This is a genomic window from Pantoea sp. EKM21T (assembly GCF_011800405.1).
Lineage (GTDB): Bacteria > Pseudomonadota > Gammaproteobacteria > Enterobacterales > Enterobacteriaceae > Pantoea > Pantoea agglomerans.
The window spans coordinates 1-16881 of record NZ_JAALFV010000006.1 but is presented as its reverse complement, the minus strand read 5'-3'; the positions used below and the strand labels follow the sequence as shown (position 1 = coordinate 16881).

The 16881-nt window shown below is 54.9% G+C and carries 16 protein-coding genes; 8 read left to right on the top strand and 8 right to left on the bottom strand.

The features are described from left to right. Positions 1-10: 10 nt before the first annotated feature. The 6 genes from dnaE (at position 11) to HFD87_RS13225 (ending at position 8915) form a co-directional block, all read left to right on the top strand. Positions 11-3493: a DNA polymerase III subunit alpha gene (dnaE, locus tag HFD87_RS13250; protein WP_033756640.1), complete on the top strand. Its 3483-nt coding sequence runs from the start codon at positions 11-13 to the stop codon at positions 3491-3493. A gap of 12 nt (positions 3494-3505) precedes the next feature. Further along, complete coding sequence (accA, locus tag HFD87_RS13245; RefSeq protein WP_010254150.1) at positions 3506-4462, top strand: acetyl-CoA carboxylase carboxyl transferase subunit alpha; 957 nt, start codon at positions 3506-3508, stop codon at positions 4460-4462. Between the two features lie 168 nt (positions 4463-4630). After that, complete coding sequence (locus HFD87_RS13240; protein WP_167423543.1) at positions 4631-6781, top strand: lysine decarboxylase LdcC; 2151 nt, start codon at positions 4631-4633, stop codon at positions 6779-6781. A 64-nt stretch (positions 6782-6845) separates the two neighbouring features. Then, positions 6846-7235: a VOC family protein gene (locus HFD87_RS13235; protein WP_010671867.1), complete on the top strand. Its 390-nt coding sequence runs from the start codon at positions 6846-6848 to the stop codon at positions 7233-7235. A 52-nt stretch (positions 7236-7287) separates the two neighbouring features. Continuing rightward, a complete protein-coding gene (gene tilS, locus HFD87_RS13230) occupies positions 7288-8607 on the top strand; it encodes a tRNA lysidine(34) synthetase TilS (protein WP_167423542.1) in 1320 nt (439 codons plus the stop codon). Next, positions 8607-8915, top strand: a complete 309-nt coding sequence (locus HFD87_RS13225; RefSeq protein WP_010254164.1) for a cytochrome c — start codon at positions 8607-8609, stop codon at positions 8913-8915. Before tilS ends, HFD87_RS13225 begins: the two co-directional genes overlap by 1 nt. A 40-nt stretch (positions 8916-8955) precedes the next feature. Here the strand turns inward: HFD87_RS13225 and rof are convergent, their stop codons facing one another. After that, complete coding sequence (gene rof / locus HFD87_RS13220; RefSeq protein WP_010254167.1) at positions 8956-9216, bottom strand: Rho-binding antiterminator; 261 nt, start codon at positions 9214-9216, stop codon at positions 8956-8958. Next, positions 9203-9403: a YaeP family protein gene (locus HFD87_RS13215; RefSeq protein ID WP_167423541.1), complete on the bottom strand. Its 201-nt coding sequence runs from the start codon at positions 9401-9403 to the stop codon at positions 9203-9205. Before HFD87_RS13215 ends, rof begins: the two co-directional genes overlap by 14 nt. Before the next feature lie 217 nt (positions 9404-9620). On the opposite strand from HFD87_RS13215, the gene arfB reads away from it, so the two are divergent. After that, a complete protein-coding gene (gene arfB, locus HFD87_RS13210; RefSeq protein WP_010254175.1) occupies positions 9621-10031 on the top strand; it encodes an alternative ribosome rescue aminoacyl-tRNA hydrolase ArfB in 411 nt (136 codons plus the stop codon). Between the two features lie 232 nt (positions 10032-10263). Here the strand turns inward: arfB and proS are convergent, their stop codons facing one another. The 6 genes from proS to metN form a co-directional block, all read right to left on the bottom strand. Continuing rightward, positions 10264-11982 (bottom strand): proline--tRNA ligase, encoded by a 1719-nt coding sequence (gene proS / locus HFD87_RS13205; RefSeq protein ID WP_167423540.1) that lies wholly within the window; start codon positions 11980-11982, stop codon positions 10264-10266. A gap of 89 nt (positions 11983-12071) precedes the next feature. Beyond that, positions 12072-12776: a tRNA (N6-threonylcarbamoyladenosine(37)-N6)-methyltransferase TrmO gene (tsaA, locus tag HFD87_RS13200; protein ID WP_167423539.1), complete on the bottom strand. Its 705-nt coding sequence runs from the start codon at positions 12774-12776 to the stop codon at positions 12072-12074. Then, positions 12773-13171: an Rcs stress response system protein RcsF gene (gene rcsF, locus HFD87_RS13195; RefSeq protein ID WP_010254182.1), complete on the bottom strand. Its 399-nt coding sequence runs from the start codon at positions 13169-13171 to the stop codon at positions 12773-12775. Before rcsF ends, tsaA begins: the two co-directional genes overlap by 4 nt. 128 nt (positions 13172-13299) lie before the next feature. Then, positions 13300-14115, bottom strand: coding sequence for a MetQ/NlpA family lipoprotein (locus HFD87_RS13190; protein WP_010254184.1), 816 nt, complete (start codon positions 14113-14115; stop codon positions 13300-13302). Positions 14116-14149: 34 nt separating this feature from the next. Next, positions 14150-14803 (bottom strand): methionine ABC transporter permease MetI, encoded by a 654-nt coding sequence (locus HFD87_RS13185; RefSeq protein WP_003852613.1) that lies wholly within the window; start codon positions 14801-14803, stop codon positions 14150-14152. Beyond that, on the bottom strand, positions 14796-15827 hold the full coding sequence (gene metN / locus HFD87_RS13180) for a methionine ABC transporter ATP-binding protein MetN (RefSeq protein WP_010254188.1): 1032 nt from the start codon (positions 15825-15827) through the stop codon (positions 14796-14798). The genes HFD87_RS13185 and metN overlap by 8 nt, the downstream gene beginning before the upstream one ends. 189 nt (positions 15828-16016) lie before the next feature. Here metN and gmhB point away from each other — a divergent pair, with 189 nt between their 5' ends. Beyond that, a complete protein-coding gene (gmhB, locus tag HFD87_RS13175; RefSeq protein ID WP_064691120.1) occupies positions 16017-16577 on the top strand; it encodes a D-glycero-beta-D-manno-heptose 1,7-bisphosphate 7-phosphatase in 561 nt (186 codons plus the stop codon). Positions 16578-16881: the final 304 nt, after the last annotated feature.

Below are 16881 nucleotides of genomic sequence, written 5' to 3'. Positions count from 1 at the left end.
GGAAACTGATATGGCTGAACCCCGTTTTATACATCTGCGTGTCCACAGTGACTATTCGATGATTGATGGCCTGGCGAAAACCGGGCCGTTAATCAAGAAGGCGGCTGCCCTTGGCATGCCGGCTATCGCGATTACCGACTTCACTAACCTCTGTGGCCTGGTGAAATTTTACGGTGGCGCACATAGCGCAGGGATAAAGCCGGTCATTGGTGCCGATTTCAACGTTGCCAGTGAGCTGATGGGGGATGAGCTGACACAGCTTACCGTGCTGGCGTCCAGTAATACCGGATACCAGAACCTGACGCTGCTGATCTCCCGTGCCTATCAGCGTGGGTATGGCGTGGACGGACCGATCATCGACCGCGACTGGCTGATTGAATTGCAGGAAGGATTAATCCTGCTGTCGGGCGGACGGCGTGGCGATGTGGGTCGCAGCCTGCTGCGCGGCAACAATGCCCTGGTTTCGCAATGCCTGTCGTTTTACCAGCAACATTTCCCCGATCGCTACTACCTGGAGCTGATTCGTACCGGCCGTCAGGACGAAGAGAGCTATCTGCATGCGGCAGTTGAACTGGCGATTGCAGAGGGAATACCGGTGGTTGCCACCAATGAAGTCTGCTTTATCAATGCAGAAGATTTCGATGCGCACGAAATTCGCGTTGCCATTCATGATGGCTATACGCTGGATGATCCCAAGCGTCCGCGCAACTACAGTCCTCAGCAATATATGCGCAGCGAAGAGGAGATGTGCGAGCTCTTCTCGGACATCCCGGAAGCGCTGGAAAACAGCGTAGAGATTGCTAAGCGTTGTAATGTCACGGTCCGGCTTGGCGAGTACTTCCTGCCGCAGTTCCCGACCGGTGACATGACCACCGAAGATTATCTGGTGGTGAAATCCCGTGAGGGTCTGGAAGAGCGTCTTGAGTTCCTGTTCCCGGACGAAGCCGAACGCCTTGAGAAACGCCCGGAATATGATGAACGTCTGGAGATTGAACTCAACGTTATTAACCAGATGGGTTTCCCCGGCTACTTCCTGATCGTAATGGAGTTCATCCAGTGGTCCAAGGACAACGGCGTGCCGGTCGGGCCGGGGCGTGGTTCCGGTGCCGGTTCGCTGGTGGCCTATGCGCTGAAAATCACCGATATCGATCCGCTGGAATTTGACCTGCTGTTCGAACGCTTCCTGAACCCGGAACGCGTCTCGATGCCCGATTTCGACGTCGACTTCTGCATGGAGAAGCGCGATCAGGTGATCGAACACGTTGCAGATATGTACGGACGTGAAGCGGTTTCCCAGATTATTACCTTCGGCACCATGGCGGCGAAAGCGGTCATTCGCGATGTGGGCCGCGTGCTGGGACATCCTTACGGCTTCGTTGACCGCATTTCAAAACTGATCCCGCCCGATCCCGGCATGACGCTGGAAAAAGCTTTTATTGCTGAACCGCAGCTTCCCGCCATGTATGACGCGGACGAAGAGGTTAAAGCGCTGATCGACATGGCGCGCAAGCTGGAAGGGGTCACGCGTAACGCCGGTAAACATGCGGGCGGCGTGGTCATTGCGCCAACGAAGATCACCGATTTTGCGCCGCTCTATTGTGATGAGCATGGGCAGTTCCCGGTAACTCAGTTCGATAAAAATGATGTGGAATATGCCGGCCTGGTGAAGTTCGACTTCCTGGGTCTGCGTACGCTGACCATCATCGACTGGGCGCTGAAGATGATCAACCCGCGCAGGGAAAAGCAGGGGCTGGAGCCGATCGATATCGCCTCTATCCCGCTGGACGATAAGAAAAGCTTCGATATGCTGCAGCGCTCGGAAACCACTGCGGTGTTCCAGCTTGAATCGCGCGGCATGAAAGATCTGATTAAGCGTCTGAAGCCCGACTGCTTCGAAGATATGATCGCACTGGTGGCGCTGTTCCGTCCTGGCCCACTGCAGTCCGGCATGGTGGATAACTTCATTGACCGTAAGCATGGCCGTGAAGCGATCTCCTATCCCGACATTCAGTGGCAGCATGAAAGCCTGAAACCGGTGCTGGAACCGACCTACGGCATCATCCTCTATCAGGAACAGGTGATGCAGATCGCCCAGGTTCTCTCCGGTTACACGCTGGGCGGTGCGGATATGCTGCGTCGCGCCATGGGTAAAAAGAAACCCGAGGAGATGGCCAAACAGCGTTCTGTATTCCGCGACGGTGCCGAAAGTATGGGCATCGACGGGGAACTGTCGATGAAGATCTTCGATCTGGTAGAAAAATTTGCAGGTTATGGCTTTAACAAGTCACACTCTGCGGCCTACGCACTCGTCTCCTACCAGACGTTGTGGCTGAAGGCGCACTATCCGGCTGAGTTTATGGCTGCGGTCATGACCGCCGATATGGATAACACCGAGAAAGTGGTTGGCCTGGTCGATGAGTGCTGGCGGATGGGACTGAAAGTTCTGCCGCCTGATATCAACTCCGGTCTCTATCAGTTCCATGTTAATGACGCGGGCGAGATCGTTTACGGTATCGGCGCGATCAAAGGCGTCGGTGAAGGCCCGATCGAAGCGATCATCGACGCCCGTAACGAAGGCGGTTATTTCCGCGAGTTGTTTGATCTCTGCGCCCGTACCGACACCAAAAAGATCAACCGTCGGGTAATGGAAAAATTGATCATGTCCGGGGCCTTTGATCGCCTTGGACCGCATCGCGCTGCGCTGATGAGTTCACTCAGTGACGCGTTAAAAGCGGCCGATCAGCACGCGAAAGCGGAAGCGATTGGCCAGGCTGATATGTTTGGCGTACTGGCGGAAGAGCCGGAGCAGGTTGAGAAATCGTACGCCAGCGTCACGCCGTGGCCTGAGCAGGTGCAGCTGGATGGCGAACGGGAAACGCTGGGGCTTTACCTTACCGGCCACCCGATTAATCAGTACCTGAAAGAAATTGAGCGTTATGTTGGCGGGGTGCGGCTGAAAGATATGCATCCTACCGATCGGGGTAAAATTACCGTGGCGGCCGGTCTGGTGATCGCGGCACGGGTAATGGTCACCAAACGCGGCAACCGAATTGGTATCTGTACTCTGGACGATCGCTCCGGTCGTCTTGAGGTGATGTTATTTACCGATGCGTTAGATAAATACCAGCAGTTGCTGGAGAAAGACCGAATTCTGATCGTCAGCGGACAAGTCAGCTTTGATGACTTCAGTGGTGGCCTTAAAATGACCGCTCGTGAAGTCATGGACATCGACGAAGCTCGCGAAAAATACGCGCGCGGACTTGCTATCTCGCTGACGGACAGGCAAATTGATGACCAGCTATTAAACCGACTCCGTCAGTCTCTGGAACCTCATCGATCAGGGACTATTCCGGTGCATCTCTACTATCAGAGAGCCGACGCGCGAGCGAAGCTGCGCTTTGGTGCAGCGTGGCGAATTTCGCCCAGCGATCGTTTACTTAACGATCTGCGCTCGTTGATTGGATCGGAGCAGGTGGAACTGGAGTTTGACTAGAACAGGAACATTATGAGTCTTAATTACCTGGATTTTGAACAGCCAATTGCAGAACTGGAAGCGAAGATCGATTCGCTGACCTCAATTGGTCGTCAGGATGATAAACACGTTAATCTGGATGAAGAAGTTCAGCGTCTGCGTGAGAAAAGCGTTGAGCTGACCCGTAAGATCTTCGCCGATTTGGGCGCATGGCAAATCGCTCAGCTGGCGCGTCATCCTTTGCGTCCTTACACCTTTGACTACGTGCGCAACGCCTTCGACGATTTCGATGAGCTGGCGGGCGACCGTGCTTATGCCGATGACAAAGCGATTGTGGGCGGGATTGCACGTCTTGATGGACGTCCGGTGATGATCATCGGGCACCAGAAAGGCCGTGAAACCAAAGAGAAAATTCGCCGTAACTTCGGCATGCCAGCACCGGAAGGTTATCGCAAAGCGCTGCGCCTGATGGAGATGGCTGAGCGTTTCAAAATGCCAATCATCACCTTCATCGACACACCGGGTGCCTATCCGGGTGTGGGCGCGGAAGAGCGTGGGCAGTCTGAAGCGATTGCCCGCAACCTGCGTGAAATGTCTGGCCTGAAAGTGCCGGTGATCTGTACGGTCATCGGTGAGGGCGGTTCAGGTGGTGCGCTGGCGATTGGCGTGGGCGACAAAGTGAATATGCTGCAGTACAGCACCTATTCAGTGATCTCGCCGGAAGGCTGTGCATCTATTCTGTGGAAAAGCGCTGACAAAGCGCCGCTGGCCGCTGAAGCGATGGGCATTACCGCTCACCGTCTGAAAGAGCTGAAGCTGATTGACTCGGTGATCCCTGAGCCGCTGGGTGGCGCGCATCGCCGTCCGGTTGATATGGCGCAGTCACTGAAGCAGCAGCTGCTGGCCGATCTGGCCGATCTCGATGGATTTAGCACTGAAGAGCTGCTGGATCGTCGTTATCAGCGCCTGATGAGCTACGGCTACGCCTGATTTAGCCCCATCAATAAAAGCGGACTCCGGTCCGCTTTTTTATGCCGCCGGTTTATCTCCGCACGCTATTCCCCTCTCTTTCAGCGCCATCCGATAGCCGCCTTGCTACACCTTCCGCGGGTTAGCGGTTATGCTTGTCCGGTTCCACAATAATCAGGGAGATGGGCATTGAATATTCTGGCGATCATGGGCGCGCACGGCGTGTTTTATAAAGATGAACCGTTACGCGAACTCGACGCGGCGTTAAATCTGCAAGGCTTCAGGCTGCTTTACCCGAAAAACAGTGACGATCTGCTGAAACTGATCGAGCACAATCCGCGTATCAGCGGCGTCATCTTCGACTGGGACGCGCACAACAGTCCGGAACTCTGCGGTGAGATTAATCAGCTCAACGAATACCTGCCGCTGTACGCCTTTATCAACACCCACTCGCAGATGGATATCAGCGTCAATGAGATGCGCATGCCGCTGCACTTTTTTGAGTACGCGCTGAATGCCGCCGACGATATCGCGCTGCATATCCGGCAATATACCGATGACTATCTCGACCACATTACGCCGCCGCTGACTAAAGCGTTGTTCACCTATGTGAAAGAGGGCAAGTACACCTTCTGCACGCCGGGCCATATGGCGGGTACCGCGTTTCAGAAGAGCCCGGTGGGCTGCCTGTTCTACGATTTCTTCGGGGCCAATACCCTGAAATCGGACATCTCAATTTCCGTTACCGAACTGGGTTCGCTGCTTGATCACACCGGTCCGCACCTTGAAGCGGAGGAGTACATTGCACGCACTTTTGGTGCCGAGCAGAGTTACATGGTGACCAACGGGACCTCAACGTCGAACAAAATTGTCGGCATGTATGCCGCACCGGCGGGCAGCACCGTGCTGATCGATCGCAACTGCCACAAGTCACTGACCCATCTGCTGATGATGAGCGATCTTATCCCCATCTGGCTGAAGCCGACCCGCAATGCGTTGGGTATTCTCGGCGGTATCCCGAAGCAGGAGTTCACCCGCGAGAGTATTTCGCTCAAGGTGGCTGCCACCGACCGTGCCACGTGGCCGGTTCATGCGGTGATCACCAACTCCACCTATGATGGGCTGCTCTACAATACCCAGTACATCAAAGAGACACTGGATGTACCGTCGATTCATTTCGATTCAGCGTGGGTGCCTTACACCAATTTCCATCCGATCTACGCCGGTAAAAGTGGCATGAGTGGCGACCGCATCCCGGGAAAAGTGGTGTATGAGACGCAATCGACCCACAAACTGCTGGCGGCGTTTTCGCAGGCATCAATGATTCACATTAAGGGCGACTACGACGAACAGACGTTTAACGAAGCCTACATGATGCACACCACCACCTCGCCCAATTACGCCATCGTCTCCTCTATTGAAACTGCTGCTGCCATGCTGCGTGGCAATCCCGGTAAACGACTGATCAATCGCTCGGTGGAGCGCGCGCTGCACTTCCGTCGGGAGATCCAGCGCCTGCGCGAAGAGTCCGACAGCTGGTTCTTTGATATCTGGCAGCCGGAAGATGTTGATGAAGCGCAATGCTGGCCGATCCAGCCCGGCGACGAAGAGTGGCACGGATTTACTCAGGCCGATCGCGATCACATGTACCTGGATCCGATCAAAGTCACCATTCTGACGCCGGGCATGAGCGAACTGGGGAAGATGGCGGAAGAGGGGATCCCGGCGGCGCTGGTGGCGAAGTTTCTGGATGAGCGTGGCATCGTGGTGGAGAAAACCGGCCCCTATAACCTGCTGTTTCTGTTCAGCATCGGCATCGACAAAACCAAAGCGATGAGCGTGCTGCGCGGACTGACCGAGTTCAAACGCGCCTACGATCTTAATCTGCGGGTGAAAAACATGCTGCCGGATCTCTATGCCGAAGATCCTGACTTCTATCGCAATATGCGCATTCAGACACTGGCGCAGGGGATCCATCAGCTGATCCGCCATCACGATCTGCCGCGTCTGATGCTGCAGGCATTTGATGTCCTGCCCGAAATGAAGATGACGCCGCATCAGGCATTTCAGCAGCAGGTGAAGGGCAATATCGAAACGGTGGAACTCAGCGAGCTGGTCGGGCGGGTGTCAGCCAATATGATTCTGCCTTATCCGCCAGGCGTTCCACTGGTGATGCCAGGCGAGATGATTACTGAGAAGAGCCGCGCGGTGCTCGATTTTCTGCTGATGCTGTGCAGCATTGGACGGCATTATCCGGGCTTCGAAACGGATATTCACGGTGCCAGCCTGACCGAAGAGGGCGAGTATCGCGTCCGCGTGCTGAAAAACGACCTCGCATAAACCTTTAAACGACTATCAGCGGCAGGGTGTCTGCGGACAGCCTGCCCGAATCAGGTAATTGAACATGTTGCAGTTAACCGCTATTCACCACATCGCCATCATCGCCTCTGACTATCAGCGCAGCAAAGCATTCTATTGTGACGTACTGGGTTTCCGTCTGATGGGCGAATATTACCGCGAAGCGCGGGACTCCTGGAAAGGCGACCTTGCCCTACAGGATCGCTATACCATTGAGCTGTTCTCTTTTCCTGAGCCGCCGGCGCGAGTCAGCCATCCCGAGGCGTGTGGCCTGCGTCATCTGGCCTTTACCGTGCCAGATGTTGCCGCTGCCGTCGCGACGCTGGCCGATAAAGGCGTTATCTGCGAGCCGATTCGCATTGATGACCTGACCGGTAAACAATGCACTTTCTTTGCCGATCCGGATGGTTTGCCGCTGGAGCTTTATCAGGCGTAAAATAGCGCGCTCAGCGGGCGACATTCAGTGGCCCGATTTTCTGGATTCTGCCATGTCTTTGCCCGCTTTTGACAACCTGTTGCAACCTGATGCCGCCCTGGTGGTCGCATTCAGCGGTGGACTGGATTCAACCGTGCTGCTGCATCAGCTTCGCGGCTGGCAGCAGCAGCATCCTCAGTTGCGCCTGCGGGCACTGCATGTTCACCATGGGCTTAGCCCGAATGCCGATCGCTGGGCAACCCATTGCCAGACGATTTGCGCGCAGTGGCAGCTGCCCTGTGAAGTGCTCCGCGTTAACGTTGATGGCAGGGAAAACGGCATTGAAGCGGCCGCCCGCACCGCCCGTTATCAGGCGCTGAGTGCGGCACTGCAGCCGGGCGAAGTGTTACTCACTGCGCAGCACCTCGACGATCAGTGCGAAACATTCCTGCTGGCGCTGAAGCGCGGCAGTGGTCCCGCCGGGCTGGCAGCGATGCCCGCTACACGCACGCTGGGTTCACATCAGCTGGTGCGTCCGCTGCTGAATCAGACGCGACAGTCGCTTGAAGCCTATGCCGACGCGCATCAGCTGGCGTGGATTGAAGATGAGAGCAATCAGGATCTTCGCTACGACCGCAACTTTCTGCGTCAGCGGCTGCTGCCTGAGCTTCACCAGCGCTGGCCCCATTTTGCCGGGGCAACGGCCCGCAGTGCGGCGTTGTGCAGTGAGCAGGAGCAGTTGCTGGATGAACTGCTCACCGGGCAACTGGCAGAGCTGATCCAGCCTGATGGCAGCCTGCACTTTCCACCCTTAATGGGCATGAGTGAGCTGCGTGCTAATGCCTTATTGCGGCGCTGGATCGCCGGACAGGGTGGGGCGATGCCGTCCCGTGAAGCGCTGAAACGCATCCACGACGAAGTGATGGCGAGCCGGGAGGATGCGCAGCCCCGGCTGCGATTCGGTCAGGCTGAACTTCGTCGTTACCGTCAGCAGCTCTACTGGCTGCCGTTGTTCAGTTCACTGCGCGACACCGAGCTGGCATGGCCCAATCTCTGCCAGCCGCTGGCGTTACCGCAGAATCTTGGCACGCTGCGTGCCAGCCAGTCGCAGAGCCTGTTGCGCTATCCTGAGCCGGATGAGCAGGTCAGCGTGCGGTTTCACGCACAGGGTCATGTCCATCTGGTGGGCCGTCGTGGCGGAAGGGAAATGAAAAAACTGTGGCAGGAGTTGCAGATACCGCCGTGGCAGCGTGAACGGCTGCCGTTAATTTTTTATAACCAGACGCTGGTCTGCGTTCCGACTCTTTTTGTCACCCGTGATGGCGCGGCCACTGATCAGCAGGGCTGGCAGATAGTCTGGGACGGAGCATGCGGCGCAGGAGAACAACAATAATGAAACAGTGGCTTATTGCCTGTTTAGCGGTCACCGTGTTACCGGCATGGGCAGCGGGTGATGCGCAGCGCGGCGCACAGAAAGCGGGCAGTTGCATGGCCTGTCATGGCGCAGCAGGAAAAGCGGCGGTGCCGCTCTATCCTGACCTGGCCGGGCAGCACGCACCTTATCTGGAACATGCGCTGCAGGCCTATAAAAAGGGCGAACGCAGTGGCGGTCAGGCTGAAGTCATGAAGGCGTTTGTGGCGGGATTGAGTGACAGCGATATGGCGGATTTAGCGGCGTACTACAGTTCGTTGCAGCCCTGAAGTTTAACAGGGCGGAAAGGTCCCGCCCTGAATGCGTAGGTTACTCTGCGCTGACAACCACCGTACCCAACTCGGGATGGGTGAAGCTGGCGATATGGTCGAGACGTAATTCGCGATGTTCACCGGAAAGATCGATAGCCAGATATTCAACGTTCTTACGTGAAAAGATCTCTTTGGCTTTTGCCTTAAGCTGCTCGCCATCTTTCATTTCCAGCGACAGCATCCAGTTGTTCTGGCAGGCGAGTTCCAGATTATCGTAATCATCGCAATTGATAGGTTGGTACGCTTCATTTATCAACATAGTCGCTCACCAATAAGTTAGCAGCGGCGTAGGCCGCCTGTTCCCTGACAGAAGAGTTTAGCTCAGTATTTGCGGCAACATCATTAAGTGCCTTCAATACGCAGCCAATCGCATCCGGTATGTAACCTAAATCCCCGCTGCCGATTTCGGCATACTTCCGGCGAACTAACTCACAATAATTTTGCACGTGGCCCTCCTCGGCAGAGCGTAAATACTCTGGTTAACTGGCGACTATATCATAGCCATTTAGAGGAAATCAGCCTGCGTAAAGCAGGAACAGTGCGCGAATCACTGCTAAAGTGACAGATTCCGCTGTCTGAGGCGGAATAAATCAGAGCACAAAAGGTTAATTTGATGAACAGGTTATCGGAGGTCAACGTGGTTAAGGTGTGGGGAGCGAGCTTATGATTATGCTATCCCGTTCGGTTGAGATTCCGGAGAGTGAGATTGAGCTGACGGCGATTCGTGCTCAGGGCGCAGGCGGACAACATGTCAATAAAGCCAGCACCGCCATTCATCTGCGCTTCGATATCGCTGCCTCTTCACTGCCCGCGTTTTATAAAGAGCGGCTGCTCACCGCCACTCATCATTTGATTACCGGTGATGGCGTTGTAGTGATCAAGGCGCAGGAGTATCGCAGTCAGGAGATGAATCGTGAAGCGGCGCTGCAACGTCTGGTTAATCTGATCCAGGAGCTGAGTACCGTGGAAAAAGCCCGGCGCGCCACGCGGCCGACCCGCGCCTCAAAAGAGCGCCGTCTGGAAGGAAAAGCCCGCCGCAGTTCAACTAAATCGATGCGCGGCAAGGTACAATAAAAAACGCCCCGCAGGCGGGGCGTTTGAGTACTTACAACGTCAGGGGCGAGCGGCGAAGAGATCGAGCCTGCTCAGGGAACGGGGTCAGATCGGAAAGTCGCTAAAGCCATCCATGGCCGCTCGGCCCGCACCGTCCCTGGCGCGGGACGCTTTCCTCTCCTGACCCGGTTCCCTTCGCGTTGAGCTCATCTGTTGCGGCCAGATTCAGCCCGCTTTGATTAACGCTAAGAACTTACTTATTCAGAGCCTTCAGCAGGAATTCAACAATTTCATCCTGCTTAATCATCTGCTTCTCACCGGCACGACGTGATTTGTACTCAATCTCCTGATTATCGAGATTGCGATCACCAATGACGATGGTGTGTGGCACACCGATCAGTTCCATATCAGCGAACATCACGCCCGGACGCTCTTTACGGTCATCCAGAATAACCTCAACGCCTTTAGCACGCAGGGTGGCATACAGCTCTTCCGCCAGCTCTTTAACCCGGAACGATTTCTGCATATTCATTGGCAGAATCGCAACCTCGAAAGGTGCCAGTGCAGCTGGCCAGATGATGCCGCGATCGTCATGGTTCTGCTCAATGGCTGCCGCCACCACACGGGTGATGCCGATGCCGTAGCAGCCCATGCTCATCACCTGATTACGGCCATCTTCACCCTGAACGGAGGCTTTCAGCGCGTCAGAATACTTGGTACCCAGCTGGAAGATGTGACCGACTTCGATACCGCGTTTAATTTGCAGCGTGCCTTTGCCATCCGGGCTTAAATCGCCTTCGACCACGTTACGGATATCTGCCACGCTGGCCAGCGGCAGATCGCGCTCCCAGTTAATACCGAAGTAGTGCTTACCATCGACGTTGGCACCGGCGCTGAAGTCACTCATTTTCGCCACGGTGCGGTCGGCAATGATCGGCATCTGCAGACCTACTGGCCCGATTGAACCCGGTCCGGCACCGACAGCGGCACGAATCTCTTCTTCCGTCGCGAACACCAGCGGTGACGCAACGATAGCTGACTTCTCTGCTTTGATCTCATTCAGCTGATGATCGCCGCGTACCAGCAGGGCAACCAGCGCATGACCGCTCTCTTCAGCACCTTTAACAATCAGCGTTTTCACTGTCTTTTCAACAGGCACACTGAATTGCTCAATCAGTTCCGCGATGGTTTTTGCGTCTGGCGTCTCAACCAGTTGCATCTCCTGCGACGGCGCGGCACGTTCACCGGCGGGTGCGACGGCTTCAGCCAGCTCAATGTTGGCGGCGTAATCAGAATCGGTAGAGAAGATCACATCATCTTCACCGCTCTGCGCCAGGACCTGGAACTCATGTGATGCACTGCCGCCAATGGAGCCGGTGTCGGCCTGAACGGCGCGAAAATCCAGTCCCATGCGGCTGAAGATCTGGCTATAGGCGCGGTACATCGCGTCATACGTTTCCTGCAGCGACTCCTGGGAGACGTGGAACGAGTAAGCATCTTTCATGATGAACTCGCGCGAACGCATCACGCCAAAGCGCGGACGCACCTCATCACGGAATTTGGTCTGAATCTGATACAGGTTGAGCGGCAGCTGCTTATAAGAGCTCAGCTCATTGCGGATCAGGTCAGTGACCACCTCTTCATGCGTCGGACCCAGCACGAACGGACGCTCGTGGCGATCTGCAATACGTAACAGTTCCGGGCCATACTCCTCCCAGCGACCGCTCTCCTGCCACAGGTCGGCGGGCTGTACAACCGGCATTAAAATCTCAACCGCGCCCGCATTGTTCATCTCTTCACGAACGATGTTTTCGACTTTTTTCAGCACGCGAACCCCGGTCGGTAACCAGGTGTACAAGCCAGAAGCCAGTTTGCGGATCATACCGGCGCGCAGCATCAGCTGGTGGCTGATCACTTCAGCGTCGGAAGGCGTCTCTTTCTGAGTAGAGAGCAGATATTGAGTAGTACGCATTGATTACGGTTCCAGTTGATCGGAAAGTCACAGACAGAATTTTGCTGGCGGCTAGTGTACCAGTGAGATCACTGGCTCAAAAGCGGGTTTTAACGCGGGTCGATAGCGATCACTTCCGTACCGGCATCGTCAATGCGCCAGCGTACATTAAAATCCATCAGCCAGGCTGCATATTCCCGTTCCTGCGTTTCGCCCTGACGATAAGCGGGACGGGGATCCTGAGCGAGCACCTCACTGATAAAGCGTGCCAGATTGGGGTAGCGAGACTGCTGGTGAAGCTGCTGTTGGGCCAGCGCAGAGAAGCGAACCGGCATATCAGCCGCAGGGGCCGCCTGAGCAAAACCCGCCTGGGCATGGGGCAGCGCTTCGGCAAAGGGCAGATAAGGTTTGATATCCACCACCGGCGTGCCATCCACCAGATCCAGACTGCCAAGCTGCAGGATCACCTGCTGTTTTTCAATCCTGATACCTTTCAGTTCAACCAGCGACATTCCAATGGGGTTGGGACGGAACGTTGAACGTGTCGCAAATACCCCCATGCGCGCATTGCCGCCGAGCCGGGGAGGGCGAACCGTGGGACGCCAGCCACCTTCCATCGTCTGATGGAAGACAAACAGCAGCCAGAGGTGGCTGAACGCTTCCAGACCACGCACCGCTTCCGGCTGATTGTAAGGTGGCTGCAGGTGCAGTTCGCCGCCGCCATCCTGCACCAGCCCTGGCTGGCGCGGTACGGCAAACTTCTCCTTCCACGGTGAGCGGATTACCCCAATTTGCGCAAAGGCGAATTCACTCATTGATTGCTGACTTTCAGTGCCGAACCCTGACACACCGCCTGACGATAGCAGCCTGGCGTGCCGGTGACGATTTCACACTGATGCAGCAGCACCGCATTGGCTTTCATCTGTGACGCTTTGATCTGCAGGCGTTTACGTGCAGTAGCGATGTTGGCTGGGGAGTTCTGATTACTCATCTGGCAATCTTCAGCGGAGACTTCACCCAGATCGCGGAACGGCTTGCTGACCAGATCGGCGGCATCAGTATAGAGCTTAACCGGTGCCGGTCGTGACACAGGCTTGCGGGTGGGTTCACTGGATTGCTGCGGCCGGGACGGTGCGCTGCTTATCGGGTGATACTCATGAACACACCCTGTCAGCATCAATGCTAACAAGCAGAGCGGTAAAAAACGCATGGCAACATCCTCAGGTTTCAAAAAGTGGCGTTATTGAAACAAGGACAAGAATAAATAACAAGTCGGGCAGGGCACCCAATAACAGAAAGGGCGGCATAGCGCCGCCCTTAAGGAGATGAACAGCTGAATTACCAGCCTTTAACCGCGCCGCCGTTAAAGACTTTGTTAGCGGCATCGTAGACTTCGTCAGACTGGTAAGCCTTGACGAATTTCTTCACGTTTTCCGCATCTTTATTATCTTCGCGCGCCACAATCAGGTTCACGTACGGTGAATCTTTATCTTCGACGAAAATACCATCTTTGGCTGGTGTCAGGCCAATCTGGCTGGCGTAGGTGGTGTTGATAACCGCCAGCGCGATCTGCTGATCGTCCAGTGAGCGTGGCAGCTGCGGCGCTTCCAGCTCAACAATTTTCAGATGCTTAGGGTTTTCAGTGATATCCAGCGAGGTTGGCAGCAGGCCCACGCCATCTTTCAGCTTGATCAGACCCACTTTCTGCAGCAGCAGCAGCGTACGGCCCAGGTTGGTCGGGTCGTTTGGAATGGCAACCTGAGCGCCATCCTGCAGCTCATCCAGTGACTTAATCTTTTTCGAATAGCCCGCGATTGGGTAGACGAAGGAGTTACCCACTGAAACCAGCTTGTAGCCACGATCTTTGATCTGCTGATCCAGATACGGTTTGTGCTGGAAAGCGTTGACGTCGATATCGCCTTTGCTCAGCGCTTCATTCGGCAGTACGTAATCGTTGAAGGTGACCAGCTCAACGTCCAGACCATATTTCTCTTTGGCAACTTTCTGCGCTGCTTCAGCAACCTGCTGCTCAGCACCGACAATCACACCCACTTTGATGTGGTTAGGGTCTTTCTCTTTTTGATCGCATCCTGCCAGCGCAATCGCGCCAATCAGTGCACCCACAGCGGCAATTTTCTTGAATCTGAAAGACATATCCTTTCCTTCTTAATAATGTGATATTGCTGGCTTATTTATGGGACACCGCATGCACGATGCGGTCGCCACAGAATTGAATGAGATACACCAAAACCACTAACAACACCAATACCGTATTCATCACAGTGGCGTTATATCCGATATAACCATACTGATAACCGATCTGGCCCAGACCACCGGCACCCACCGCGCCACCCATGGCGGAGTAACCAACCAGGGTAATCAGGGTGATGGTCGCAGCATTCACCAGGCCAGGCATCGCTTCCGGCAGCAGAACCTTACGGATGATCTGCATTGGCGTGGCGCCCATAGCTCGTGACGCTTCAATCAGTCCGGTTGGCAGTTCCAGCAAGGCATTTTCAACCATACGTGCGATAAACGGTGCCGCGCCAACGGTCAACGGAACGATGGCCGCCTGCAGTCCGATTGAGGTGCCGACGATTACGCGAGTAAAAGGAATCATCCAGACCAGTAAGATAATGAAAGGAATGGAGCGGAAGATATTCACCAGCGCGGAGAGCACGCGATAAAGTCCCTGATTCTGCAGAATCTGGCCCGGACGGGTGACATAGAGTAAAACGCCGACCGGCAGACCCAGCACAAAACCGAAAAAGCCCGAGACGAAGGTCATCATCAGCGTTTCCCACACGCCCCGTCCCAGCAACCACATCATCGCTTCAGACATAACCTAACACCTCTACTTTCACATGATTCTCCTTCAGCCAGGCTATCGCCTCGCGGGTATCGCTTTCTGTGCCGTGCATTTCGGCCAGCATAATGCCGAACTTCACGCCACCGGCGTAATCCATCTGGGCACTGATAATGTTGTTATTCACGTTGTAACGGCGGGCAGCTTCAGACAGCAGCGGCGCATCAACCGATTTACCGGTGAATTCCAGCCGCAGCAGAGGCACGGTGCCTTCAGCGGCGGTCGCAGAAAGGCGCTGCTGGTAATCATCCGGAATATCCAGATGCAGCGTAGACTGAATAAACTGCTGCGCCAGCGGTGTCTTAGGATGAGAGAAGACCTCACTGACGCTATCTTTCTCAATCAGTTCACCGTGACTGATGACCGCAACCTGATCGCAGATGCGTTTCACTACATCCATTTCATGAGTGATCAGCAGAATCGTCAGCCCAAGCCGGCGGTTAATGTCTTTAAGCAATTCCAGAATAGAGCGGGTCGTCGCGGGATCCAGTGCGCTGGTGGCTTCATCACACAGCAGAACCTTGGGATTGCTGGCCAGGGCGCGGGCAATCGCGACACGCTGCTTCTGTCCGCCCGACAGATTGGCGGGCCAGGCATCATGCTTGTCTGATAATCCCACCAGTTCCAGCAGCTCAGTTACGCGAGCCGTGATCTGAGCGCGGGAGAGATTACCGAGTTCCAGTGGAAGAGAGACGTTACCCGCGACGGTACGGGAGTTCATCAGATTAAAGTGCTGGAAGATCATGCCGATCTGGCGGCGCGCCTGGGTTAACTGACGTTCGTTGAGTGCGGTTAAATCAGCACCGTCTACCAGTACGCGGCCCGAAGTAGGGCGCTCCAGCAGGTTAACGCAACGAATCAACGTACTTTTACCGGCACCGGAAGCACCGATAACGCCATAAATCTGTCCGGCAGGCACGTGCAGGCTGACATCCGTTAACGCCGGAACAGACCGCGTGCCTTGCTGAAACACCTTGGTGATATTTTCTAGTTTAATCATTATGTTATTTATTATCGTGTTGCGTTGTCCGTGGTGTGGGAAGCCTCGTCGCTTTTATTCGGTATAAAAGCTGGATGGATGTTAAGGCATCCAGACGTCTAAATCAATGGAAGTGATTCAATCTGACATTCTCCCTTTTATAGCAATCATGCGATACTGATCGGCAATTTTTACAGCAGGAGTTTCTACGTGGCGAATAAAGTCCCCGCTATTTTTCTTGATCGTGATGGCACCCTTAATGTCGATAATGGCTATGTCCATGAGATCGATGACTTCCAGTTTATTGACGGCACGATTGAAGCGCTGCAACAACTAAAGGCAATGGGTTTTGCTCTGGTGGTCGTGACCAATCAGTCTGGCATCGCGCGCGGTATGTTTACTGAAGATACCTTTATGCGGCTGACAGAATGGATGGACTGGTCGCTGGCCGATCGCGATGTTGATCTTGATGGCATCTATTTCTGTCCTCACCATCCTGAAGCAACAGTAGCAGAGTTCCGTCAGGCCTGTGACTGCCGCAAGCCTCAGCCGGGTATGCTGCTGACGGCGCAGGAAGAACTGAATATTGATATGGCCGCTTCTTATATGGTGGGTGACAAGCTGGAAGATATGCTGGCAGGGCAGGCTGCCGGTGTCGGCAAGAAAGTACTGGTGCGCAGCGGCAAACCGGTCACTGCTGAAGGTGAAGCAGCAGCAGATTGGGTGATTAATAGCCTGGCAGAGCTTCCGGCGCGCGTTAAAAAGGGGTAAAACGGCGCTTTTGTGCAAATTTCAGACGAACAGAAAAAAAGTCTCAATTTGCACTTGCGCTATCTGAGCCGTTCCCTATAATGCGCCTCCACTGACACGGCAAACCGGAAACGGAAAACGGGTCAGGAGGCACAGGAGACTGCGCCGCCGGAGAAAAACTTCTGAAATAGAGGTTGACTCTGCAGGAGGAAAGCGTAATATACGCCACCTCGCGACAGGACGCTAACGCACTGTTCGCACTGCTCTTTAACAATTTATCAGACAATCTGTGTGGGCACTCGCAGGATTGATATCAGCGTCTCCG